This is a genomic window from Streptomyces sp. JLBT605, assembly GCF_058215555.1.
Genome location: NZ_CM177087.1, coordinates 6239176 through 6263079 on the forward strand (window position 1 = coordinate 6239176; position 23904 = coordinate 6263079).

Annotated in this window: 22 protein-coding genes and 1 pseudogene; 20 read left to right on the plus strand and 3 right to left on the minus strand. The window is 73.3% G+C overall.

The features are described 5' to 3' along the window. Positions 1-62 precede the first annotated feature (62 nt). From AC4BDD_RS27055 to AC4BDD_RS27145, 19 genes and pseudogenes are all read left to right on the plus strand, one after another. Positions 63-365 carry an acyl carrier protein gene (locus AC4BDD_RS27055; protein ID WP_490688071.1) on the plus strand — a complete coding sequence of 101 codons (303 nt, stop codon included), beginning with the start codon at positions 63-65 and terminating at the stop codon, positions 363-365. After that, positions 365-1402: a methyltransferase gene (locus AC4BDD_RS27060; RefSeq protein WP_490688072.1), complete on the plus strand. Its 1038-nt coding sequence runs from the start codon at positions 365-367 to the stop codon at positions 1400-1402. Before AC4BDD_RS27055 ends, AC4BDD_RS27060 begins: the two co-directional genes overlap by 1 nt. Positions 1403-1446: 44 nt before the next feature. Continuing rightward, entirely contained in the window at positions 1447-2535 is a 1089-nt protein-coding gene (locus AC4BDD_RS27065) for a glycosyltransferase family 2 protein (RefSeq protein WP_490688073.1), read from the plus strand. After that, complete coding sequence (locus AC4BDD_RS27070; protein ID WP_490688074.1) at positions 2532-3092, plus strand: AAA family ATPase; 561 nt, start codon at positions 2532-2534, stop codon at positions 3090-3092. Before AC4BDD_RS27065 ends, AC4BDD_RS27070 begins: the two co-directional genes overlap by 4 nt. Beyond that, a complete protein-coding gene (locus tag AC4BDD_RS27075) occupies positions 3089-3907 on the plus strand; it encodes a 4'-phosphopantetheinyl transferase family protein (RefSeq protein WP_490688075.1) in 819 nt (272 codons plus the stop codon). The genes AC4BDD_RS27070 and AC4BDD_RS27075 overlap by 4 nt, the downstream gene beginning before the upstream one ends. Further along, positions 3891-4187 (plus strand): acyl carrier protein, encoded by a 297-nt coding sequence (locus tag AC4BDD_RS27080; RefSeq protein ID WP_490688076.1) that lies wholly within the window; start codon positions 3891-3893, stop codon positions 4185-4187. Before AC4BDD_RS27075 ends, AC4BDD_RS27080 begins: the two co-directional genes overlap by 17 nt. Further along, positions 4184-5377, plus strand: coding sequence for a beta-ketoacyl synthase N-terminal-like domain-containing protein (locus AC4BDD_RS27085; RefSeq protein WP_490688077.1), 1194 nt, complete (start codon positions 4184-4186; stop codon positions 5375-5377). Before AC4BDD_RS27080 ends, AC4BDD_RS27085 begins: the two co-directional genes overlap by 4 nt. Next, positions 5364-6116, plus strand: coding sequence for a beta-ketoacyl synthase N-terminal-like domain-containing protein (locus AC4BDD_RS27090; protein WP_490688078.1), 753 nt, complete (start codon positions 5364-5366; stop codon positions 6114-6116). The genes AC4BDD_RS27085 and AC4BDD_RS27090 overlap by 14 nt, the downstream gene beginning before the upstream one ends. Continuing rightward, positions 6113-7555, plus strand: a complete 1443-nt coding sequence (locus AC4BDD_RS27095; RefSeq protein ID WP_490688079.1) for a class I adenylate-forming enzyme family protein — start codon at positions 6113-6115, stop codon at positions 7553-7555. Before AC4BDD_RS27090 ends, AC4BDD_RS27095 begins: the two co-directional genes overlap by 4 nt. Beyond that, entirely contained in the window at positions 7552-8514 is a 963-nt protein-coding gene (locus AC4BDD_RS27100) for an ACP S-malonyltransferase (protein ID WP_490688080.1), read from the plus strand. The genes AC4BDD_RS27095 and AC4BDD_RS27100 overlap by 4 nt, the downstream gene beginning before the upstream one ends. Then, positions 8507-9265: a 3-oxoacyl-ACP reductase FabG gene (gene fabG, locus AC4BDD_RS27105; protein WP_490688081.1), complete on the plus strand. Its 759-nt coding sequence runs from the start codon at positions 8507-8509 to the stop codon at positions 9263-9265. The genes AC4BDD_RS27100 and fabG overlap by 8 nt, the downstream gene beginning before the upstream one ends. A gap of 82 nt (positions 9266-9347) precedes the next feature. Next, positions 9348-11876 (plus strand): aminodeoxychorismate synthase component I, encoded by a 2529-nt coding sequence (pabB, locus tag AC4BDD_RS27110; protein WP_490688082.1) that lies wholly within the window; start codon positions 9348-9350, stop codon positions 11874-11876. A 30-nt stretch (positions 11877-11906) separates the two neighbouring features. After that, positions 11907-12788 carry a class I SAM-dependent methyltransferase gene (locus tag AC4BDD_RS27115; protein ID WP_490688083.1) on the plus strand — a complete coding sequence of 294 codons (882 nt, stop codon included), beginning with the start codon at positions 11907-11909 and terminating at the stop codon, positions 12786-12788. 103 nt (positions 12789-12891) lie between these two features. Continuing rightward, positions 12892-13473 (plus strand): AAA family ATPase, encoded by a 582-nt coding sequence (locus tag AC4BDD_RS27120; RefSeq protein WP_490688084.1) that lies wholly within the window; start codon positions 12892-12894, stop codon positions 13471-13473. A gap of 136 nt (positions 13474-13609) precedes the next feature. Next, on the plus strand, positions 13610-14497 hold the full coding sequence (locus AC4BDD_RS27125) for an aldo/keto reductase (RefSeq protein ID WP_490691952.1): 888 nt from the start codon (positions 13610-13612) through the stop codon (positions 14495-14497). Between the two features lie 62 nt (positions 14498-14559). Beyond that, complete coding sequence (locus tag AC4BDD_RS27130) at positions 14560-16374, plus strand: ABC transporter ATP-binding protein (protein WP_490688085.1); 1815 nt, start codon at positions 14560-14562, stop codon at positions 16372-16374. Then, the gene (locus AC4BDD_RS27135; protein WP_490688086.1) at positions 16371-18149 is read left to right on the plus strand and encodes an ABC transporter ATP-binding protein; all 1779 of its coding nucleotides are present in this window, start codon (positions 16371-16373) and stop codon (positions 18147-18149) included. Before AC4BDD_RS27130 ends, AC4BDD_RS27135 begins: the two co-directional genes overlap by 4 nt. Before the next feature lie 30 nt (positions 18150-18179). Further along, positions 18180-19140 (plus strand): annotated as a pseudogene (locus AC4BDD_RS27140) (FAD-dependent oxidoreductase); the annotation flags it as partial. A 73-nt stretch (positions 19141-19213) separates the two neighbouring features. Then, positions 19214-19936 (plus strand): excalibur calcium-binding domain-containing protein, encoded by a 723-nt coding sequence (locus AC4BDD_RS27145; RefSeq protein ID WP_490688087.1) that lies wholly within the window; start codon positions 19214-19216, stop codon positions 19934-19936. A 104-nt stretch (positions 19937-20040) separates the two neighbouring features. Here AC4BDD_RS27145 and AC4BDD_RS27150 read toward each other — a convergent pair whose 3' ends face one another. Next, on the minus strand, positions 20041-20817 hold the full coding sequence (locus tag AC4BDD_RS27150) for a CbtA family protein (RefSeq protein ID WP_490688088.1): 777 nt from the start codon (positions 20815-20817) through the stop codon (positions 20041-20043). 15 nt (positions 20818-20832) lie between these two features. Then, on the minus strand, positions 20833-21060 hold the full coding sequence (locus tag AC4BDD_RS27155) for a CbtB domain-containing protein (RefSeq protein WP_490688089.1): 228 nt from the start codon (positions 21058-21060) through the stop codon (positions 20833-20835). A 341-nt stretch (positions 21061-21401) separates the two neighbouring features. Here AC4BDD_RS27155 and AC4BDD_RS27160 point away from each other — a divergent pair, with 341 nt between their 5' ends. Continuing rightward, positions 21402-21989: a histidine phosphatase family protein gene (locus AC4BDD_RS27160; protein WP_490688090.1), complete on the plus strand. Its 588-nt coding sequence runs from the start codon at positions 21402-21404 to the stop codon at positions 21987-21989. Between the two features lie 75 nt (positions 21990-22064). On the opposite strand, the gene AC4BDD_RS27165 is transcribed toward AC4BDD_RS27160, so the two are convergent. Continuing rightward, the gene (locus tag AC4BDD_RS27165; RefSeq protein ID WP_490688091.1) at positions 22065-23870 is read right to left on the minus strand and encodes an IucA/IucC family protein; all 1806 of its coding nucleotides are present in this window, start codon (positions 23868-23870) and stop codon (positions 22065-22067) included. Between the last annotated feature and the right edge of the window lie 34 nt (positions 23871-23904).

Sequence of the window (23904 nt, forward strand, 5' to 3'; positions counted from 1 at the left end):
GGACGGCTATAGCGTCCTATTCAGAATCAGATTCTCCAGTGCTCAGGTTAGGAGATGGTCGCGTGGCTCACGTGGACGGGACAACCGCCGGGCAGGAAAGCGTAAACGCCGTACTGGAAGAATTCCGCCGGGTATTGGAAACGCAATGCGACGTGCCCGCAGAGCAGGCGCGCGCCGTCACCTGCGCGGATCCCATGGCCGATCTCGACATGGACTCCATCACCCTGGCCTACGTCTTCACGTATTTCGAGCGCAAGCACGATCTGACGTTTGAGAACGATGACATAGACCCGCTGCGCTACACCACGGTCGGCGAACTCGTCGACGTCATAGCGCGGCGCGTCGACCAGGCGGCGGGACGCTGATGCAGCCGGCCGGACCCGGCCTCGGGCGGCCGCGGGAGGCGGCGGCCGCTCCCGACGACCGGCTGCTGATGGACACCTTCACCTCCCAGTACCACCTGCCCGCCCTCGCCGTGGCCGACCGCCTCGGGGTCTTCCCGCTGGTGGAGGAGACCCCCCGCGGCGCCGAGGACATCGCGCGCGCCCTGGGGACCGACCCGGACAACACCCTCGTCCTGCTCTCCCTGGTCACCGCGCTCGGCTACCTCACCGTGCACGGGGACCGGTACCACCTCACCCCCGCCGCCCGGGCGTTCCTGCTCCCGGACACCCCCCGGTACTGGGGTCCCATGTTCGGTCTGGGCTGGGACGAGAAGTGCGCCGCGGTGCGTCTGGCCGTCCGGGAGGGCAGGGCGTACGGCTACCGGGAGCGCGGTCTGTGGGAGACCCACACCCGCTCCGCCCGCCAGGCCGACCTGTTCACCGCGGCGATGCACGCGCACTCCGCGGGCGCGGCCGCCGCGCTCGCCGCGCAACTGGACCTGAGCCGGGCCGCGACGCTGCTGGACGTCGCCGGCGGGGCCGGCACCTTCGCGGCCGCGCTGGCCCGGCACCATCCGCACCTCAAGGCGACGGTGCTGGACCTGCCCGCCGTCGAGACCGTGGCCCGCCGCACCCTCGCGGAGGCCGGCGTCGCCGACCGGGTGACGCTGCACCTGCGGGACATGTTCGCCGAGCCCTGGCCCGGCGGTCAGGACCGGGTGCTGCTCGCCGACACGCTCTGCGACTGGGACGACGACGCCGGCCAGGACATGCTCACCCGGGCCCGCGAGGCCCTGAGCGCGGACGGCCGGCTGCTCATCCACCAGATGCTGCTGGACGACTCCCGCACCCGGTCCGTGACGGCGGCGGGGTACGCACTGGCCCTGGCCACGACATCCGGCGGCCGGCTGCGCACCCTCGACGAGCTCGCGCGGCTGCTGGAGCGGGCGGGCTTCACCGCCTGGCGCACCACCCCCGTTTACGGCCACTACTCGCTCATCACCGCCTGGCGTGACTGACGTCGGCCGTCGCTGCTGGACACCCGACCGGAGGAAGACGAATCATGGGCACCGCACCCCGGGTCACCGCGATCATCACCAGCCGTGAGCGCTTCTCCTACGCGGAGGAGTCGCTGGCGAGCTTCTTCGCACACACCACCCTGCCCTGCCAGCTGGTCTACGTCGACGTGAACTCCCCGCGGGCCCGCTGGGAGCGGCTGAAGGCCATCGCGGACGAGCGAGGAATCACCGCCGTGCGCGTCAACAAATACGTGTCACCGAACTGCGCGCGCAACATCGGTCTGCGGTACGCCGAGGGGGAGTACGTCGTATTCCTCGACAACGACGTGGAGTACACCGAAAACTGGCTCGAGCCGTTGGTGAAATGTGCCGACGAGGAGAAGGCGGCCATGGTGGGTCCGCTCTACCTCCACGGTCCGCTGCATGAACAGACCGTTCACATGGCCGGCGGCGACATGGAATTCTCGGGGGCATGGGGTCAGCGGGAATTCGTCCAGACGCAGCGGCACTTCATGAAGCACATCAGCGAGGTGCCGAAGGAGGAGATGCGCCGGCAGCAGTGCGACATCATCGAATTCCACTGCGCCCTGGTGCGCCGGGACATCATCGAGCGGGTCGGCGGGATGGACGAGGGACTGCTCACCACCCGCGAGCATCTCGACTTCAGCCAGCGGGTCCTGGACGCGGGCGGCACGGTCTGGTTCGAGCCCGAGTCCGTGATCACCTACCGGATGCCGCCGCCCTTCGCCCTCACCGACCTGCCCTACTTCATGCTGCGGTGGAGCGACGAGTGGACCAAGGACACCCTGCGGCACTTCGCGTACAAGTACGGCATCAAGCCGTCGTACGTCGAGCGGGTGGCCAAGAACCGCAAGGGCCGCCAGTACCTCCTCTTCGAGCAGGTCCGGCCGTTCCTCACCAGTGTGCTCGGTGAGTCGGGAGCCCGGATGGCCAAGAAGGTCTTCAAGGCCGTGGAGCCCGTCGGGAACCGCCTGGTGGTCGAACTCGCCGCCCTGCGCGAACCCGAGCTGAAGTGGGAGGCCCACCGGCCGGTCTCGGCAGCCCGCCCCTCGGCCGCCATCCCCTCCACGACCGTCCCGGCCGCCACGACCCCGGCCACCACGACGCCATGAGCCTTCCAGAGCCGCACGACGAGTCGCCCCGCCTGTTCGTCGTCACCGGAATCTGCGCCAGCGGGAAGTCCACCGTCTCCCGGCTGCTCGGCGAGCGCTTCGCCCGCTCGGTCGTCATCGAAGGAGACGCGCTGCGCCGGATGGTCGTCCGGGGCCGCGCCGAGATGGGGCCGGAGCCGGCGCTGGAGGCCGTGCTGCAGTTCGAGCTGCGCCTGCGGCACCTGGCCTTCCTCGCCGACTCCTACGTCCACGCGGGCTTCACCGTCGTCGCCGAGGACAACATCATCGGCCCCTACCTGGAACGGTTCGTGACGATGCTCAGCACCCGGCCCGTCCACATGGTCGCCCTGGTGCCATCCGCGGGGGTGACCGCCCGGCGGGACGCCGAGCGGCACAAACACGCCTACGGGGACGACGGCTGGACCGCGCAGAGCCTGGACGCGGTGTTCCGCCGCGAGACCGACAAGCTCGGCCTGTGGCTGGACACTTCCGACCAGCTCCCGCACGAGACGGTCGAGGAGATCCTGCGCCGCGCCGACGAAAGCGTGCTGCCATGAGCGGCCGGCGAGTGGTCCGCTTCTGCGGCGGCCCCCAGGACTTCCGGGACCTGGCCCGGCCCGGCTCCCCGCCGGCCGGCTCGGCCCTGGAGGTCTGGCAGGCCGCCGTCACCCCCGAGACGGCCGGGCACTGCGCGAGCCTGCTCTCCGATGCCGAGCGTGCCCGGGCCGCCCGGCTCCGCACGGCGGCCGGCGAGCGGTTCACCGTCGGCCGCGGCCTGCTGCGCTCACTGCTCGCCGGACGCCTGCGCACCGACCCCCGATCCGTCCCGTTGCGGGCCCGCTGTCCCACCTGCGGGGCGCCGGACCACGGTCCGGTGCGGCTCGTGGGCGCGGGCGTGGACTGGCGGCTGTCGCTGTCGCACAGCCGCGGGCTGTGCGCGGCGGCGGTCGGGTACGGCGGCACACCCGTCGGTGTGGACGTCGAATACGCCGGCCGGCACACCGAACTGCCGGCTCTGGAGGCCCGCATCTTCGCGACCGCGCGGCGGCTGCCCGCTCAGCTACCCGCCGAGCACCGCCGGGCCGCGGTCCTGACGGCATGGACCTGCGCCGAGGCGTATGCCAAGGCGTCCGGCACCGGACTGGGCGTGGCCCTGGGGCGGATCGGCGCCCGGCTCGGGGCGGACGGGCGGCTGCGTGCCGGGGCCGCCGGCCCGTCGGGCTGGTATGTGCGGCCGTATCCCGCCGCCCTGCCGGGATACGCCGCAGCGGTCGCCTCCCCGTCGCTCACCCGGCGGCGGGCGCGGCCGGCGCGGCGGGGCAGGACAGGGGAAAGCCGATGGGAGGGGAGCAGCAGTGCAGCACACGCATGACCGGCGGCCCGAAGCCGCCGCACCGTTCGAGGAACTGGTCCGCAGTCGCCTCGCGCGGCGCGTCGGCGAGGAGCTGGCCCGCGCGATCCCGGCCGAGGAGAAGTTCTACGACCTCGGAATCGACTCCCTCGACATCGTGACCACCCTCGCGGTGCTGGAGCGCGAGTGCGGCGTGGAGCGCATCGCCGACGGCGAGTTGTGGGACATCGCGGACTCCGTCCGAGCCCTCGCCGGCTATCTGGCCGAGCACGCCACGAGCACCCCGGGGGAGATCCGATGACGGCCCCGAACACCCCGGCCTCCGCGGCCTCCTCCCCAGTCGACGTCACCGGGCTCGGCGTGCTGTCCGTCGGCGGCGAGGGCACCGGAGCACTGTGGCGCGTGTGTGCCCAGGGTGGCGGCGAGTTCCGGCGGATCGACCACTTCGACGTCTCCCGCACCGGAGCCCAGACCGCGGGCTTCGTCCCCACCGAGGACGGCGCCCCCGCCCCCGGCTCCGACGAGCGGCTGCCGTATCTGCTGCACAGTGCGGTGGCCCAGGCCCTCGCCGACGCCGACGCGCGCACCGGCCGTGGCGCGGCCCTCACCGCGCTGGTCATCGGCACCACCGACAGCGCCAGCTGCCCCACCGCGGACGCCTGGCGGGCCTGGGCCGAGGGCCGGGCGTCCGACTGCCGCGCCCGGTGGGCGCCGCCGGGCGGGGGCGCGGTCCGCTTCGAAGGCCCGGTGCTGCCGGTGAGCAACGCCAGCGCCGCGGGCGCCGCGGCCCTGGGAGTGGGAGCCGACCTGATCCGCGGTGGGGTCGTCGAGCGGGCGGTGGTCTGCGGCGTCGACACCGTCACCGAGACCGCCTTCCAGGGGCTGGCCTCGCTGCGCACCCTCAGCCCCGCGGGCTGCCGCCCGTTCACCACCCGCAGGTCCGGCATCCGCATATCGGAGTGCGCCGCGGCCCTGGTGCTGGACGGCGCGGCGCGGCCCGGCACCGCCCATGCGCGGCTGCGTGGCTGGGGCAGCAGCAACGAGGCCGACCAGGCGGCCCGCCCGGACTCCGAAGGGGTCGCCAAGGCCGTGTCCCGGGCGCTGGGCGACGCCGGCGCGCGGCCCGAGGAGATCGGATACGTCAACGCACACGCCGCGGGGACGCGCCACGGCGACGTGGCCGAACTCGCGGCGCTGGAGACCGTCCTCAGGGACCGGCTCCGCCAGGTGCCCGTCGTCAGCTCGAAGGCCGCGCTCGGTCACTGCCAGGGCGCCGCCGGAACCGTGGAGGCGATCATGACCGTACTCACGCTCGCCCGGGGGGACGTGCTCCCCACGCTGGGCCTTCAGGAACCGGACCCGCGCTGGTCGCATCTGAACTTCGCGCTGGACGGAGCGGATCCTCAGCCCCGGCCCGAGGCCGGCCTGACCATCTCCTGCGGTCTCGGCGGCTCCAACGTCGCGGTGGTGTTCGGCCGTGCCGCCGCGTGACGCGGCCGGGGTGGCCGGCCTCGCCGTGCGCGGCGGCCCGCAGGAGGTGCCCCGGATCCCGGACGACCTCGCCGACCTCCCCGGGCTGCCGCTGGCCGTGCAGGACACCCTCTGCCCCGAGCTCGTCAAGGCCGCAGAGGAAGCGCTGGCCGACGCGGGCATCGGCCGCGCGGACGCCGCACGCCTGGGCTGTGTGACCGCCTCCGACCACGCCACTGCCGCAACGGCCCAGTACATCGGGGCCGTGCTGGACGGCGCCGGCCCCCGCTGGCTCGCCCCGCACTGCTTCCTGCACTACTCGCCGCACTCCCTGACCGGACGGCTCTGCATCGACCTCGGCCTGGACGGCACGGCCATCACCCTCACCGGCGCCGCGAGCGGCGTGGACGCCCTGGGCTACGCCGCGATGATGGTGGACTCCGGGCGTTGCCCCGGCGTTCTGGTGGCGGCCGTGCACTGGCCCACGCCCGAGCCCGCCGCGGACGACCGGGCGACCCCGCTCACCGTCGCCGCCGCGGTGGTCACCGCAGGGGGCGCCCGGGTGCGGCTGACCGGATGGCGGCCCGGCGGCGGCCACCCCGCCGTCCGCCTCGGCGGCGACCGGCCCACCGCCGCACCGGCCGACACCACCGCGCCCCTCGCCGGGCTGGCCGCCTGGTACCAGACGGGCGCCGCCGGGCCGTGGGACCTGGTGGCGGCCGGCTCCCGGCTCACCGCGACCCGGGGAGCCGACCGATGACCGCCGCCGTGGTGGCCGAGCGACTGGCGCGCTGGGCCGCGCAGCGCCCGTCCGCGCCCGCCGTGGTGCACGAGAGCGGCACCCTGACCTACGCCCGGCTGGCCGCCCTCGTCGCCGGAGCGCGCCGGTACTACCGGTCGCTGGGGCACGGGCCGGCGGACCGCCTGGGACTGCTGGTCGGCAATGACCCGCAGAGCGTCATCGCCCTGCTCGCACTGGCCGCCACCGGTGCCGAGGTGGTGGTGTACGACCACCGCGGCACCGGCCATGAGCGTGCGGGTGTCGACCGGCTGGCCGGCACCACCGCCGTGCTCGAGCCGCTCTCGTTGGACCAGGCGCGGACGGCCGCGGACGCCGGCGGCCAGGGTGGCGGTGGCGCGGACGCCGGCGGTCCGGGCGGCGGGCCCCACGCCGTCTCGCTCGGCCTGGTCACCTCCGGCACCGGCGGGCTGCCCAAGGTGGTGCGCAAGGACTGGGCGGTCACCTTCGCCAACTCCGGGGCCTTCGCCCGCGCCGCCCGCCTCACCGCTGACGACCGCATTCTGTGCACCACGCCGCTGCACCACGCCTTCGCCTTCGGGGCCGCGCTGCTGCCCGCCCTCGACACCGGAGCGGCCCTCGTCCTGGCTCCGCACCCCCCGGCCCCCTCCGCGCTGGCAGCCGCCCTCACCGACAGCGGTGCCACCGTCGTGCAGTCCGTGCCCTTCGTCTACCGCTCGTTGCTGGCCTGCGGAGCGCCGCTGTCCACGGGCGGGCCGCGGGTGTGCGTGTCGGCGGGCGAACCGCTGGACCGGGAGACGGCGGACGCCTGGCGGCAGGCCACCGGCCGCAACCTCCGCGACCAGTACGGCGCCACCGAACTGGGCCAGATCGCCTTCGCCGACGACCGGCCCGACGGAGACCTCCGGCTCGTCGACGGAGTCCGCGCCCGGGTGCTGGGCGAGCACGGCGCCCTGCTGGACCACCCCGGAGCCGAGGGCGAGCTGTGCTTCCGGCTCCCGGGGCCACCCGTGGCTTACTGGGGGCTGCCCGAGCTGACCGCGTCCTCCGAGGTGCGGGGCTGGTTCCGCACCGGCGACATCGGCCGACTGCCCGGTGACGGCACCGTGGTCGTACACGGCCGGGCCGGGCGGCGCATCACCGTGGCCGGGCGCAAGGTCGACCCTGCCGAGGTCGAGCAGGCCGTCAACTCCGCTCCCGGAGTGCTGGAATGCATGGTCAGTGCCCCGCCCGCGGGGACCCCCGGAGCGGGCGAGAGCTTCGTCGCCTTCGTCGCGGCCCGGCCCGGCGTCACCGAGATCGAGCTGCGCCGCCACCTCGCCCGGCTGCTCTCCCCGTACAAGGTCCCCACCCGCTTCCACCTCATCGGGCGGCTGCCGCGCACCGGCTCGGGCAAGGTGCACGCGGCCCGGCTGTGGCAGGAGGTGGCGCGGCCATGACCCCGCCCACGGTCCTCGCGGACCGCTATGCCCTGGTGTTCCCCGGCGCCGGATCCCACCTCCCGGGCATGGCCCACCGGCTCCACCGCGACCACCCCGCGGCTCGGGAAGTCCTGGCGCGGGCCGACGCGGCCACCGGCCTCCCGCTGACCGAGCTGTGCGTCAACGGCACCCCCGCCGACCTGCGGGCCCCCGAGATCTCCCACCCGGCCGTCGTCACCACCGCACTCGCCTGCGCCGCGGCACTGCGCGAGCACCTCGGGCCGCTCTGGCGGCCACCCGCCGTCGTCGGCGGGCACAGCCTCGGCCACTTCGCCGCCCTGGTGGAGGCCGGCGCGCTCGACCTGGAGGACGGGCTGCGGATCGTGGCCCGGCGGGCCCGGCTGATGGGCGAACAAGCCCGCGTCCGACCGGCATTGATGGCCTCCGTCGTCGGCCTGGACGAGGAGGAGATCGCCCGCTGGTGCGCCGACTGCCCCGAGAGCCTGGGCCGGGCGGTCATCGGCTGCTACAACGGGCCGCACCACCTGGTCGTCTCCGGCGACGCCAAGGCCGTGCGCTGGGTCACCGACCGGGCCGAGGGCCGCGAGGGCGTGCGGGTCAGCAGCGTGGCCACCGGCGTCGCCTCGCACTCCCCGCTGATGCGCCCGGTCCAGGAGGAACTCCGCGCCGACCTGGCCGGCGTGGAGCTGGCCCCGCCCGCCATGCCGGTCCTGATCAACAGCACCGGCGGGCCGGCCGAGGACACCGGCGCGCTCCGCGCGGACCTGCTGTGCCAGCTCCAGGTCCCGGTCCGCTGGCACCAGGCGATGCGTACGGTGGCCGATCTCGGCATCACCCAGCTGCTGGACACCGGCCCCGGGCAGGTCATGGCCAAAGCCGCCCGCCAGCACCCCGAACTCACCGCCGTGGCGCTCAACTTCATGCAGCCGCTCAGGGATGTGATCGCCGGTGGCTGAGCGCCGATACGCCTCCGGTGCGACGCTGGACGCACCGCCGCCCGTCCCGCGGCGGGCCGCCCTGGTCACCGGAGGCAGCCGAGGCATCGGGCTGGCCACCGCGCGCGCCCTGGCCGAGCGGGGACACCAGGTGGTCGTCGGCTCCCGCACCGGGCACGAGCCCGAGGGCCTGACCGGGGTGCGCTGCGATGTGGCCGATTCCGGTCAGGTCGAGGCGGCCTTCGCCCGCGCCGAGGACCTCTACGGACCCCTGCAGATCGTGGTGTCCAACGTCGGCGTGCGCGACGACGGGCTGCTGATGCGCATGGACGACGACGCCTTCCGCCGCAACCTCGACACCAACCTCACCGGAGCCTGGCGGGTGGTGCGCCGCGCCGCCGCGGGCATGGTGAGCACCGGATGGGGGCGGCTGGTGCTGGTCTCCTCCGTCGCCGCGGTCCTGGGCACCGCCGGACAGGCCAACTACGCCGCCGCCAAGGCCGGCCTGGTGGGGCTGGCCAGATCCGCGGCCCGCGAGCTGGGCCCGTACGGCATCACGGTCAACGTCGTGCTGCCCGGCTTCGTCGACACCGACCTCACCAGCGACCTGCCGCCCGTGCGCCGCGAACGCATCCTGGCCGGCGCGCCGCTGAGACGCGCGGCCGCGCCCCGCGAGATCGCCGACGTCATCGCCTTCCTCACGGACGACCGCGCCGGCTATGTCACCGGCGCGGTCATCCCGGTCGACGGAGGGCTCGCCATGGGTCATTGACGCACCGCGGATGCGCTCGGCGCACCGTGGTCCGATGTGCGGCGGACGGCCGCGGCAGCGCCACTGCGATTAAGGAGCCCCCATGCACACCCTCCTCGTCGACAACCACGACTCCTACACCTACAACCTCCACCAGCTCATCGCCCAGGTGAACGGCGTCGAGCCGACGGTGCTGCGCAACGACGACGACCGGCTGCGCGACGTGGACCTCGGCGGCTTCGACAACGTGGTGGTGTCACCCGGCCCCGGCCATCCGGGACACGGCAGAGACCTCGGCCATGCCGCCCGGTTGCTCGCCGCACCCCGACTGCCCACCCTCGGCGTGTGCCTGGGCCACCAGGGCATCGCGCTGGCGGCGGGCGCCACGGTGGCGCGGGCGCCCCGGCCCCGGCACGGTCATCTCACCCAGATCGAGCACACCGGCAAGGACCTCTTCCACGGCCTTCCCCAGCACTTCACCGGGGTGCGCTACCACTCGCTGTGCGTCCGCGCCCCGCTCCCGGAGGAGCTGGAGGCCACCGCATGGGCCGAGGACGGCGTCATCATGGGGCTGCGCCACCGCCACCTCCCGCTGTGGGGCGTGCAGTTCCACCCCGAGTCGATATGCACCGAATACGGGACCGAGCTGCTGGCCAACTTCGCCCGTCTCACCCGGGAGCACCTGGCCACCCGGCCGCAGCTGCGCCCCGCCCGGCGGCAGTCGCACCGGGAGCCGGCCCGGGCTCGCCGGGAGTCCCCAGGGCGCGGCCGGTACCGGCTGCACACCCGGAGGCTGTCCGTCGCCGTGGACACCGAGGCGGCCTTCGCCGAGCTGTACGCCGGTCAGGACCACGCCTTCTGGCTGGACAGCTCCCGGGCCGAACCGGGCCTGTCCCGCTTCTCCTTCCTCGGCGACGCCCGTGGCCCGCTGGCCGAGGTGGTCCGCTACCGTGCCGGTGCGGGCGAGGTCGAGGTCACCGCCGCGGACGGCCAGACCACCAGGGTCGGCGGCGGCGTCTTCGACTACCTGGAGCGGGAGCTGGCGCGGCGCCGTCTCCCCGACACCGGGCTGCCGTTCGACTTCACCTGCGGCTACGTCGGCTACTTCGGCTACGAACTCCGCGCGGATCTGGGCTCGCCCACCCGCCACACCCCGGCCGAGGACGACGCCGTGTGGATCTTCGCCGACCGGATGGTGGCCGTCGACCACGAGACGGGCACCACCCATCTGCTGTCCCTGTCCGGACCCGGCTGCGACCCGGCCCGGGCCGAGCGCTGGCTCGACAACACCGAGGCCGCGCTCTCCGCGCTGCCCCGGCGACCCCGGCCGAACACCCCGGCGCCGGCCCGCGCCCCGGCTCCCCACAGGGCGCCGACCGCTCCCGTCACATCCACCGCCGTCACATCCACCCCCGCCGCGCAGACCCCGGCCGCCCCCGCCCCCGCGGTGTCCGCCGTCCTCGCGGTGGTGGATGCGGCCCGCGGCGAAGAGCGCTACCTGAAGGACATCTCGGCCTGCCACCGCAAGCTCCACGAAGGGGAGAGCTACGAGATCTGCCTGACCAACTCCCTGGACGTCACGGCCGGCACCGACGCCCTCGACGTCCACCTCGCCCTGCGGCACGCCAACCCCGCCCCGTACGCGGCCCTGCTGCGCCTCGGCGGAGTCGACGTGGTCTGCTCCTCCCCGGAGCGCTTCCTGCGCATCACCGCGGACGGCACGGTGGAGACCAAGCCGATCAAGGGCACGGCGCCGCGTGGCCGCACCCCCGAGGAGGACGTCGGGCTGCGCCGCGAACTCGCCGCCAACCCCAAGACCCGGGCCGAGAACCTCATGATCGTCGATCTGCTCCGCAACGACCTCGGCCGGGTCTGCGAGATCGGCAGCGTGCACGTTCCCCGGCTGATGCACGTCGAGTCCTACGCCACCGTCCACCAGCTGGTCTCCACGATCCGCGGCAGGCTGGCGCCGGGCACCGGCGCCGTCGACTGCGTGCGCGCCTGCTTCCCCGGCGGCTCCATGACGGGCGCCCCCAAGCTCCGCACCATGGAGATCATCGACGAGTTGGAGACCGAGGCACGCGGCGTCTACTCGGGCTCTCTCGGCTATCTGGGCCTGGGCGGCGGCGCCGACCTCAACATCGTCATCCGCACCGCCGTCCGCACCGGCGAGCGATGGCGGGTGGGGGCCGGGGGAGCCATCGTGCTCGGCTCCGATCCGCGGGAGGAGTACGAGGAGATGCTGCTCAAGGCCGCCGCCCCCGTCCGAGCCCTGCACCCCGCGTACGACGCGCTCCACTCGCGCCGTACGGATTCACCCCACCCCGGCGCCCACCGCCTCGGCCCCCGACACCCCGGCGCCGCCGGATCCGCCGCGCATCGCCCCGCCACCCACCGCCGCTCGCCCGGGACCACGGGCGTCCGACCCTCGCCAGAAGGAGAACCAGCCATGATCGCGTCACGACTGCTCGACGTGCTCGCCTGCCCGGTGTGCAGGACCGGGCTCGTCGTGGACCCCACCGGCGCGTCGCTGGTTTGCGGCGCGGCGGACTGCGCCCGGGTCTATCCGGTGCGGGATGACATACCGGTGCTGACCGTCCCGGAGTCCGCCGTCCCGAGCAACTCCCAGTAACCCTCCGCAAGGTGAAGGAAAGGACCGCCGATGGCAGCGAACCGATCCAGGCTGAAGTCCCTGAAGTCGACGCAGTACACCTCCTCCGCCCGCCGGGAGAGCGGGGCCGAACGCCTGCGGGCGCTGGGCTACCGCGGCGGTCTGCGGGCGCTCGACCTCGCCGACCGGCTGCTGGGCCGCGAGCGGGATCTGGTCCCGCCCCGGCGCCACCGCCGCTTCATCGGCAACGGCGACTTCCTCAAGGTCGGCCGGGCGATCACCGACTACATGGTGGACGAGCTCGGGCTGCAGCCGTCCCATGACGTCCTCGACGTCGGCTCCGGCGTGGGCCGGATAGCCGTCCCGCTCACCTCGGTGCTCACCGAGGGCAGCTACCTCGGCTTCGACATCGTCGACCACGCCATCGACTGGTGCCGCTCGAACATCACACCCCGCTACCCCAACTTCCGCTTCGAGCACGCCGACATCCAGCAGGACATCTACAACCCGCAGGGCCGGTTCACCGCCGCCGACTTCCGCTTCCCGGCCGAGGACGCCGGCTTCGACATCGCCGCCCTGGTGGGGGTCGTCTGCCTGCTGCTCCCCGATGAGCTGGAGAACTACGTGGCTGAATCAGCTCGCGTGTTGCGACCGGGCGGCAAGTGCTTCGCGACGGTCTACCTCATGGACGATACGGTCGCCGAGCGGGCCCGTCAGGGGCGGACCGCGTTCGCCTTCACCCACGACCGCGGCGACCACTTCGTCATTTCCGAGCAGGAGCCGACCTATGCCATCGCCTACCGGCTGGACCACATCGAGTCCGTCTGCGAGCGGCACGGACTGCGGCTGGACCGCGCCCCGCAGCTGGGCTCCTGGAGCACCTCGCCGGAGCGCCCCGCGTCCATGGACATCGTCGTGTTCGAACGCTCCTAGCACTCCGAGGGGGCCGAGGGCAGCGCTCCGCGGTGCCCTCGGCCGGCCGCGGACGTCGCCCCGCCTGTCCTGACCTCCATCGCAGAAAGGCACAGCCAGTTCCATGACCGCGAGCACCACCGAGCACTCAGCGCCGCACACGCCGTGGGACGGCGGAGGCGTCGTGCTGATCACCGGCATCCAGGCGGCCGGCAAGTCCACCGTGGCCCAGGCGCTCGCCGAGCGCCTGACACACTCCGTCCACCTCCGCGGCGACCTGTTCCGCCGGATGATCGTCCAGGGCCAGGTCGACATGACGCCCGACGCGGGGGAAGAGGCCCTCACCCAGCTGCGGTTGCGCTACCGGCTCACCGCCGCCTGCGCCGATCTCTACGCCGCCGAGGGCTTCACCGTCATCGCCCAGGACATCGTCCTCGGCACCTACCTCACCGACCTCACCGCGTACGTCCGGACCCGCCCGCTCGCGGTGGTCGTCCTCGACCCGGAGCCGGAGGCGGTCGAGGCGCGGGAAGCCGCCCGTGCCAAGACCGCCTACGGCCCCGACTGGACGGTGCGGGACCTGCAGAAGGAACTGCGGGCCAACACCCCGCGCCTCGGCCTGTGGCTGGACACCACGGAGCTGACCGTGGACCAGACGGTGGACGAGATCCTCGCCCGGGCCTGGTCCGAGGGCGCCATCGGCTGAACCGGGTCGGGCCCTGCCTGCCGGGGCCCGGCCGACGACCCCGCACCGTCCCTCCCAGTGGAAGGAAACCGCCTTGTCACGCACCACCCCGCTCGGTTCGCACGGCCCGCAGGTCGGGGCGGTCGGCCTCGGTTGCATGGGCATGTCCTGGGCCTACGACCCGTCGGGACGCGACGAGGACACCTCCGTCCAGGTCATCCGGGACGCCCTCGCCCTCGGCGCCGACCTGATCGACACCGCCGACGTGTACGGCCCGTACACCAACGAGGAGCTGGTCGGCCGGGCCCTGGCCGGACGCCGGGACCGCGCGACACTGGCGACCAAGGTGGGCTTCGTCGTCGGCGAGGACCGCTGGCACCGCAACGGCCGGCCGGAGCACATCCGGTCGGCCATCGACGCCAGCCTGCGCCGCCTGGGCACCGACCATGTCGACCTCTACCAGCTGCACCGGGTCGACCCCGAGGTCCCGCTGGAGGAGACCTGGGGGGCGATGGCCGAGGTGGTCCGGGCCGGCAAGGCCCGGATGCTGGGCCTCTCCGACGTCACCGCGGATCAGGTGCGGCTTGCCCACCGGGTCCATCCGGTGACCGCGGTGCAGGGCGAGCTGTCCCTGTGGACCCGCGACGCGCTCGCCGAGCTGCTGCCCTCCACCGAGCGGCAGGGCATCGCCTTCCTCGCCTACTGCCCCCTGGGCAGGGGCTTTCTGACCGGCCGCTTCCGGAAGCCGGACGATGTGCCCGCCGACGACTGGCGGCGCGGCAACCCGCGCTTCCAGGACGAGGCGATCTCGGCCAACCTCCCGATGGTCGACCGGATCCGCCAGGTCGCCGAGCGGAACGGCGCCTCGGCCGCTCAGGTGGCGCTGGCCTGGGTGAGGACGCGCGGCCGGTACGTCATACCGATACCGGGGACCAAAAACCCGCACTATCTCGCGGAGAACATCGCGGCGGCCGGGCTGCGGCTGTCCGCCGAGGACCTGAGCCTCCTCGACGGTCTGCCCGCCCCGGTGGGAGCGCGCCAGTAACGCCGGCGCCCCCGCACACCGCAACCGACTCCGCCCTTCCAAGGCCGTCCGAGAGGAGCTCCGTGGCGTCTGGAGCCGCCAAACCGTCCCTGCGGCCAGGGCTGCGCGTCCTGGGCGGTGCCGTCCGGGAGGAGCCGTGGATCTTCGCCGCCGCGCTGCTGGCGAGCCTGGTGTACGGCGTCGCCCCAGTGGCGACGTCCTGGACGCTCGGCTGGCTGACGGAGCAGATCGTGCTGCCCGCCTTCGAGGACGACCGCACCGGTGTGGCCGCGCTCACCGGGGCGGGCGCCGCCATCTTCGGCGTGGCCATGCTGCGCGTCGTCGGGGTCATCGGCCGGCGGGTGGCCGCGGGCACCATGCAGCTGCGGCTCCAGGCGACCTACCGCCGCCGGGTCGCCCACCGCTATCTGCGGCTGCCGATGTCCTGGCACCGGCGGCACTCGGCCGGCCGGCTGCTGTCCAACATCAACGCCGATGTGGAGGCGGCCTGGGCACCGATCGTGCCCTTGCCGACGGCGGTCGGTGTCTTCGTCATGCTGCTCACCGCGATGGTCGCCATGCTCACCGTCGACCTGCTGCTGGCCCTGGTGAGCCTGGCCGTGTTCCCCGCCGTCGGCCTGCTCAACGTCTTCTACCAGCGCCGCCTGTCGCCGCTGGCCGCACACGCCCAGGGGCTGCGGTCCGAGGTCAGCGAGGTCGCACACGAGAGCTTCGAAGGTGCCACCGTCGTCAAGACCCTCGGGCTGGAGGCCACCGAGACCGAGCGCTTCGCGGCGGCCGCCCGCCGGTTGCGCGACGCGAACATCGCGGTCGGCCGCAGCCGCGGCATGTTCGACCCGCTGCTGGACGCGCTGCCCAACCTCGGCATCCTCATCGTGCTCGCGGTCGGCACCGCGCGGCTGTCGGCGGGCGCCCTGACGGTGGGCGAAGTGGTGCAGGTGGCCTACCTGTTCACCATGATCGCGTTCCCGGTGCGTGCCTTCGGCTCGCTCATCGCCGAGCTGCCGCGCAGCGCCGTCGGCTGGCAACGGGTCCGCGCGGTGCTGGAGGCCAGGGACGAACTCCCGCACGGCGACCTCACCTTGCCCGGCGACGGCCCGATCGGCCTGGAGCTGCGGGAGGCGAGCTTCGGATACACCGACGGTGCCGACGTCCTGCACCGGATCAGCCTGACGACCGCCCCCGGACGCACCGTCGCCGTGGTGGGCCCCACCGGATCCGGCAAGTCCACCCTCACCACGCTGCTGGTGCGGCTCGCCGATCCCCGGACCGGCGAGGTGTGGCTGGACGGCGTGGACGTCCGGCGGCTGCGGCGCGGCGAAGTCGCCACCGCGGCCGCGTTCGTGCCGCAGCACACGCTGCTCTTCGACGACTCGGTGCGCGGCAACGTCACCCTGGGCCTGGACGTTTCCGACGCACGGGTCTGGGAGGCGCTGGAGCTGGCCCAGGTCGCCGACACCGTCCGGGCGCTCCCGGATGGTCTGGGCACCCGGGTCGGGGAGCGCGGCGCCACCCTGTCCGGCGGGCAGCGCCAGCGTGTCGCGCTCGCCCGCGCGCTGGTGCGCCGTCCCCGCCTGCTGGTGCTGGACGACGCCACCTCCAGCGTGGACCCCAGAGTGGAGGCCCGGATCCTGCTCGGCCTGCGGGAGGCGCGGTGGCCCTCAACGGTCTTCGTCGTCGCCTATCGGCAGGCCACCATCGCCCTCGCGGACGAGGTCGTGTACCTGGAGCGGGGGCGGCTGCTGGACCGTGGCACACACCATCAGCTGCTGGAGCGGTGCGCCGGATACCGGGAGCTGGTCAAGGCGTACGAGCGGGACACCGGCGCCGTGACATCCGGCGGCCCGGACGGGACCATGGAGGAGCACAGCGCATGAGCCCGATCCTCACCGAACGCAGGTCCGCGGTCGCCACCCTGCGCCGGGCCGTGCAGGTCTCGCCGGAGCTGCGGCAGGGGCTCGGCGGCGTCGCGGTGCTGGCGCTGCTGGCCGCGGCGGGCCGGGTGGTGGTGCCGATCGCGGTCCAGCTGACCATCGACCGGGGGCTGCAGTCCGAGGAGGGCCCGCGGACCGGCTTCGTGCTGGTGATCGCGGCGGTGTGCTCGGTCGCCGTGCTGGTCACCACCTGGGTCACCTACCTGCTCAACCACCGCCTCTACCGCAATGTCGAGGCGGGGCTGGCGACCTTGCGCACCAAGGCGTTCCGGCGGGTGCACGACCTGTCCGCGGCCTCCCTCGACGGGGAGCGGCGCGGCGGACTGGTGGCTCGGGTGACCGGTGATGTCGACCAGTTCAGCACCTTCCTGCAGTTCGGCGGCTCGCTGGTGATCAATGTCGGACAGCTGGTGGTCGGCAGCGCCATCATGTTCGCGTACGCCTGGGTGCTGGCCCTGATGGTGTGGGTGGTCTTCCTCCCGCTGCTGATCGTCCTGCCGGTCCTCCAGCGGCGGTTGTCCGAGTCCTACGGGCGGGTGCGCGACCGTACCGGCGACATGATGGCGGTGACCGGTGAGGCTGTCGTGGGTGCCGCCGTGATCCATGCGAACGACGCCGGCAAGCTGATGGGCCGGCGTATCGACACCGCGGTCGAGCGGCACCGCACGGCGCAGAGCCGGGCGCTGCGGCTGGTGGCGGTGACCCTGTCCAGCGGTGAGATGGCGGCGGCGCTGGCGATCGGCGGAGTCGTCGTACTCGGGGTGCTGCTGGGCGTGGACGGACATCTGACCGCCGGTGAGCTGGTGGCCTTCCTCTTCCTGGTGACCCTCTTCATCGGGCCGATGCAGATGACCACCGAAGTGCTCAACGAACTGCAGAGCGCGCTGGCCGGCTGGCGCCGGGTGCTGTCCCTGGTGGACACCCCGGTGGAAGTCGGCGACCCGGGCGAGCGGGGTGTGGAGCTGGCGAAGGGACCGGTCGCCGCGCGGTTCGAGAAGGTGAGCTACGCCTACCCGGGCGGCCCGCCGGTGCTGCACGAGTTGTCGGCGCGGATCGAGCCGTGCAGCCGGGTGGCGGTCGTCGGCGAGACCGGATCGGGCAAGTCGACCTTCGTCAAACTGCTGGCGCGGCTCGCCGATCCCACGGCGGGCACCGTGTTCCTCAACGAGGTGCCGCTGGACTCGGTGCGCTTCTCCTCGCTGCGCCGCCGGGTGGTGATGGTGCCTCAGGACGGCTTCCTGTTCGACACCACGGTCGCCGAGAACATCCGCTACGGGTGTCCGGACGCCTCGGAGGAAGACGTGCGGCGCGCCCTGCGCGATCTGGGGCTGGAGAGCTGGCCGGACACCCTCTCCGCCGGTCTCGACACGCCGGTGGGCCAGCGCGGCGAGGCCCTGTCGGCGGGGGAGCGCCAGCTGGTCGCTCTCGCCCGCGCCTATCTGGCCGACCCGGATCTGCTCGTCCTGGACGAGGCGACCTCGGCGGTGGATCCCTCGACGGAGGTCCGGCTGCAGAAGGCGCTGGAGGGCGCGACGCGGGGCAGGACATCGGTCTCGGTGGCGCACCGGCTGGCCACGGCACAGAACGCCGACACCGTGCTGGTCTTCGACGCCGGCCGGATCGTCCAGCAGGGCACCCATGAGGAGCTGATGGCCCGGCCCGGCGTGTACGCCGAAGCCTACGCGGCCTGGCTGTCCGCCACCGGCTCGCTGCGCTGACCCGGACAGACCGGGCGGCGGCCTCTTCCGACTTGCAACATCGTCGCCACCAAGGCCGAGACGGCGAGCGCGCACACCGTCGCGCACTTCGTCGAGGCCTTCTGGCACAACGTCTGGGCGCGCGGCCACGACGGAGAACCCGACCGCGTCCTGAACGCTCCGACCAACGAAGCCTGGATCGACCCCTGGCTGGCGCACCTGCACGCGCTCGGCGTGCGCCTGATCACCGGCTCGCCGCTGCGCGAACTGCGGTACGAGGACGGGCGGATCACCGGCGCGGTGATCGAGGACGCGGCGACCGGCGCCCGCCGCACCGTCACCGCCGACCACTATCTGAGCGCGCTGCCGGTCGAACACCCCCGCAACACCTGGGGACGGGCACTGCGCGACGCCGATCCGCAGCTGGCCCGCTGCGACGCGCTGCAGACGGACTGGATGACGGGCATACAGTTCTACCTGCGCACACCCCTCCCCGTGGTGCACGGCCATGTCGACTACATCGACTCGCCCTGGTCGATCACCTCCATCAGCCAGGCGCAGATGTGGCCTGGCCGGGACTTCGTGGGAAACCTGGGCGCAGATGAAGGAGGCCCTCAACAACCCCGGACGGACCGTGCTCCGCGACGAGCTGGTGCACTCATGGTTCATGGATCCGGCCGTGGACGGCCTCGGCGGCCCGCACCCCACCAACGACGAGCAGTTGCTGATCCACCCCGTCGGCACCCTGCACCAGCGCCCCGGCACCCGCACCACCGTCCCGAACCTCTTCCTGGCGGGCGACTACGTCCGCAACGACATGGACCTGGCCACCATGGAAGGCGCCAACGAGACAGCCCGCTCGGCGGTCAACGCGGTTCTGGAGGCCGACGGCTCCGGCGCGACGCGGTGTGAGATCCAGACCCTCTTCCAGCCGCCGGAGCTGGCGCCGCTGAAGGCCCACGACGAGGTGCGTCTCCGTCTCGGCCTGCCCAACCTCTTCGACGTCGGCTAGTCCGTGATGCGCTGGTTTGCCGTGCCCCATGATCCACGGGCGTCGCCGGGCCGGGTGACGCACACTGGACGGAGTGCGCGACCCGCTCCGCGAGGTGATGTCGATGAGCCGCACCCGCCGCGCGGCCTGCGGTGTGCTTCTGGCAGGGACAGTCGTCGCGGCAGGCGTGAGCGGCTGTGGCTCTTCCGGCGGTGAGAAGCCGGAGAAGACCGGCCCGACGGTCACCAGAACGCAGACCGTCACGCCCCGGACCACGACGAAGGAGCCGACGCCGTCCCGTACGCCCTCCCCGACACCATCGAGGACGACGCCACCTCCCACCGCTGACGCCGCGTCCACCGTCGAGGCCTACTTCGACGCCATCAACGCGCACGACTACCGCCGTGCGTGGGAGCTGGGCGGCAAGAACCTCGGTGGCTCCTACGCATCGTTCCAGGCGGGGTTCGCCGAGACGGTGCGTGACACCGTCCACATCGCGGGCGTCCAAGGGAGCGTGGTGACGGTCACCCTCGACGCCCTGCAGACGGACGGCACAGTGCGGACGTTCGCGGGGAACTACACCGTCAGGGGCGGGGCGATCGTCGGCGCCGACATACGCGAGGTGACCAGCCCGACCCCGGAGTCCCCGGAGCCGACGGCCCCCGAGGAGACCAGCACGTCCTACCCGCCGGGGCCGCCGCCCGGAATTCCGGACGTCGACTGTTCGGATCTGCCGGGCCCTGTCGTGGTCGGGCCTTCTGATCCGCACGACCTGGATCGCGACGGGGACGGCATAGGCTGCGAGGCCAACGAATGACCCGGACCGCCGGTCGCAGAGCGGAGGCACCCGCCGGGCGCGGCCCGACGGGTGCCTCATCGTGTGCGGGGAGCGGTGACATCGTCACCGCGCGCACGTCGTGGTCAGCGGGCGGCTGAGGCCGCCGGCTGACGGGTGGTGTCGTCCGCGGACTTGGCCGGTGCGCTCGCCGACGTGATGACCCGCTCGGCCAGGTAGCCGAAGAGCACGCCGAAGGTCGCCCAGAGCAGGGCCTGGACGCCGACCGAGGCCATCCGGAACCGCCACAGCAGGGTGGCGGAGAAGTCCCGGGGGGTCTCGTTGATCGCCGGCAGGAACGCCATGGCCAGGCCCACCGCCACCGCGAAGGCGGCGCCGGCGGCGACCGAGGCGTTCCAGTTTCCCCAGCGCGGGGCAAGCCGCCGACCCAGGATGACCGCTCCGATGCCCAGCAGCACCGTCAGCGCGATCATCAGGAAGTACAGCGTCGTGCGCTGGTCGAGGGTGTCCGGGTCGCTGGAGGCGGGGGGGTTCGCCGGGTATTTCAGGAACGGCACCAGACAGACGGTGACGAAAGCGAATCCGGCGACCAGCGCCGCGGTGGCGCGAGGGCCGAACCGGCCGATGCGCCCGAGCGCGAAGCACAGCGCCAGTGCGGCGATACCGCCCAGGGCCGTGCCGAAGACCAGCATTCCGGTGGCCAGTCCGGCCGTCGACTGCAGCGACCGGCTGACCAGTTCACCCCCGCCACCATGCTCGTGGGAGTGGGACTCCTCATAGGCGATGGCCGAGTCGATATGCGGTTCGCCGATGAGGTACGCGAGCCCGAAGGCGAGCAGCCCGGCGGCGAGGCCGGCGAGCATGCCGCGCACCAGGAGGGCTCGTACGGAGACGGAGTTCATGAGCGGGCCCCCGGCTCAGTGGCAGGGGAAGCCGAGCAGATGCCGGCCGTCGTGCACCCACTCGTGCACGGACTCGCCGGAGAACACGGCGAGGGAACCCTGCTCCGCGCCGACGAAGTACAGCAGGACAAGCATCAGAAGGCCGCCGAACACGGCCCAGGGCAGGATCTCCCTGATCGGCAGCGTCGGCACGGCGGGGGAAGCGACCTGGCTGGGGTTGGGGGCAACGGCGGACTGCGCCATGGCGAGACCTCCTCGGGAACACGCGTCCCGTCATCAGTGGAGCACGCGACGACGGTGCCGGGTCTGACTCACCCGCGGCCCCTCTCGCGAGGGACCGCTCGGCTCACAGTGGCGCGACCGTCCCGGATTTGCACCGGCTTCCGGACACACCGTCGTCCTATCGCACCAGACGGTACAGCCACCGGGCCGGGCAGCCAATACCAGCCACTGGCCAAAATTAAGTCAAGCCTTACTAGAGAGTCTAGATAGCATCATCGCGCCCCACCAGCGTCTTCACGCCTCACGGGAGCCTTGGGCAGATTCCGCGGAATCCGGAGAAGGGACGAACCATCACCGTTCGGTTGACTCTGCTCGCGCCCGCGTCCACCGCCGCTCTGAGGGAGGCGCGGGTCGACGACGACCTCCCCCTGGACGAGCAGGGGCTGCGGCAGGCGCGCGCGGCCGCCCCCCTTCTCCCCGGATACGACCGGCTGCTGCACACCCCCTCCCAGCGGTGCCGCCAGACCGCTGAAGCCCTCCGCCCCGACCCCGGCCTGCCCCTCGAAGCCGATCCGGGCCTGCGCGCTTGCGACATGGGAGCCTGGCGCGGCCGCACGCTGGCCGACATCGCCGCGACGGAACCCGAGGCGCTCGCCGCCTGGACCACCGATCCGGCGGCCGCTCCCCACGGCGGCGAATCCGTCCTCGCCCTCTGCGCCAGGGTCGCGGCCTGGCTCGACCAACTGGCCACCGGTGCCGGCCGGGTGCTGGCGGTCGCCGACCCGACCGTGATCCGTGGAGCCGTGCTGCACGCCCTCTCCGCGCCGCCGCACGCCTTCTGGCGCATCGACGTGACCCCGGTGTCCGCCACCCGGCTCGTGGGACGGGCCGGCCGGTGGAACCTGCGACTGGAGAGTGGCCCCGGCCCTGGCCCCAGTGCCGGAGCCTGACGCCGTCGCCCGCCCGCCGGCCCCTCCCGCCCGTCCCGTCCGACCCCTCCCTCGCGTTCGTCCCATCCGGCCGGATCACGGGCGGCGGGCCGGTGGGATCGGGTTGGCGATGTCGACGTACACCGACTGCGCTTCCAGCGGGCCGGTCAGCTCGTCCATGCGGCGCACCCGGGTCAGCAGGTTGGCCTTGCAGCGGAGCGTGGGCGCGTGGCGCAGCAGGGACGCGGGCCTGAGCCGGTCGCCGTGCTCGGCGGCGAGTCCGCCGAGCATCGAGTCGGCGCGGCGCAGCAGGGCCTGCTCGTCCGCCAGGCCCTCGGAGCCCAGCGCGCCGACGACGCCGAGCAGGTTGTTGATGCCGACGTAGTAGGTCAGGCGTTCGTCGATGACCTCATCGGCGACGTAGGTGCCCAGGTCGCGGCCGACATCCGGGATCCAGCGGTGGAGGGCGCCGCTGCGCGCGGGCGAGAAGTAGTAGCCCTGGTTGTCCCGGTAGCGGCCGCCGATCGGCCAGCCCTCCTCGTCCAGCACCACCAGGGTGTTCTGCTGGTGGGCTTCCAGGCCCAGCCCGTAGTCGGCGTACAGCCACAGCACCGGGGCGATGACGGTGTCGAGGTAGCGGGCGAACCACTCCTCGGCCACGGCCGCCACCGGCTCTCCGGCCCGCTCGGCCAGTTGGTGCACGATCGTCGCCAGCTGCGAGTGGCCGTCCGGGCGCTCCGGGCGTACGGCCACCAGTCCGGCCACACACAGGGCGCGCTCGTTCCCGGGAAAGGGGTTGTCGCGGATGACGACATCGAGGCCGGTCGGTCCGGAGTCGGGCGCCTCCACGGCCAGCCACGCCGGATCGCGGACGATGTCGAATCCGGGGTGGGCGGCGCGCAGCGCGTCACCGAGCCCGGCGGCCAGCAGCCGGTGGACCGCGAGGCCGCGCTCCAGCTCCACCCGCATGTGCTCGCGGCGGGAGTTGGTGATGCGCAGCCCGAGGGAGAACTTGAGCATCACGGGTGCGTCGGCCCGGTAGACGGTGCGCACCGACGAGGTCGGCGACCACGCTGGTCCGGCCGGGCCCAGGTCGTGCAGCAGCCCGGCCTCCAGCAGCGCGCGCACCGCGGGGCGACTGCGCACATCGCGGGCTTGCCAGGGGTGGGCGGGCACCAGCACGCTGCCGGGCGGTGCCGTCGACTCCCCGGCCAGTTCGGCCATCAGCTCCTGCGCCGTGCGGTCGAGAGCGGAGTCGGCGCGTACCACCTGGGGATCGGCGGCGAACCAGTGCAGCGGGAAGGCGCCGCGCAGCTCGGGGGAGAACGCCGCGGCTTCCGCGTCGCTGAGGCCCTCGCGGCTCTTCGGCGTCGGGTGCAGCGGATGGCCGCAGATCAGCGCCTGTTCGGCGGCGAGGAAGGGGGTGCTGTCCACCGGGTCCGGCCGGCTCGCGGCGCGGGCGCGGAGGAATCCGGCGACGCGCCGGGTGGAGTCGGCGACGCCACCGGTCAGCTCGGCGACCGCCTCCGGGTCCGCGGCCGCCGTCTCGATCGCGAACAGGGCGGCGAGCGCGGTTGCCGCGACGGGCGCGCCGGTGACCGCGATACGGGCCGGGCCGAAGCGGTGCCAGCCCACAGCCGACCAGTGGCGCACCGGCACCTCGACGACCGTGCCGGAGGCGGCCAGCGGCAATCGCAGGACAACGTCGGCCGGTTCGGGCACGCCGGTCTCGCGTACCCAGCAGCGCAGCAGCTGCTCGGTGGCGGCCGCGTCGGCCAGCGCCTCGGCGCTCGCCGCGCCACCGGCACCCGGTGGTACGGCCGGCGCGGCGCCGGGCGCCGCCGGGTCAGAGTTCGCCGAACGCGGCGGGCCGGGCAGCTGCCGGTGCGGTGTCGAGCTCATGGGATCCCTTCCTCTACAGGCCTTCTTCTGCGGG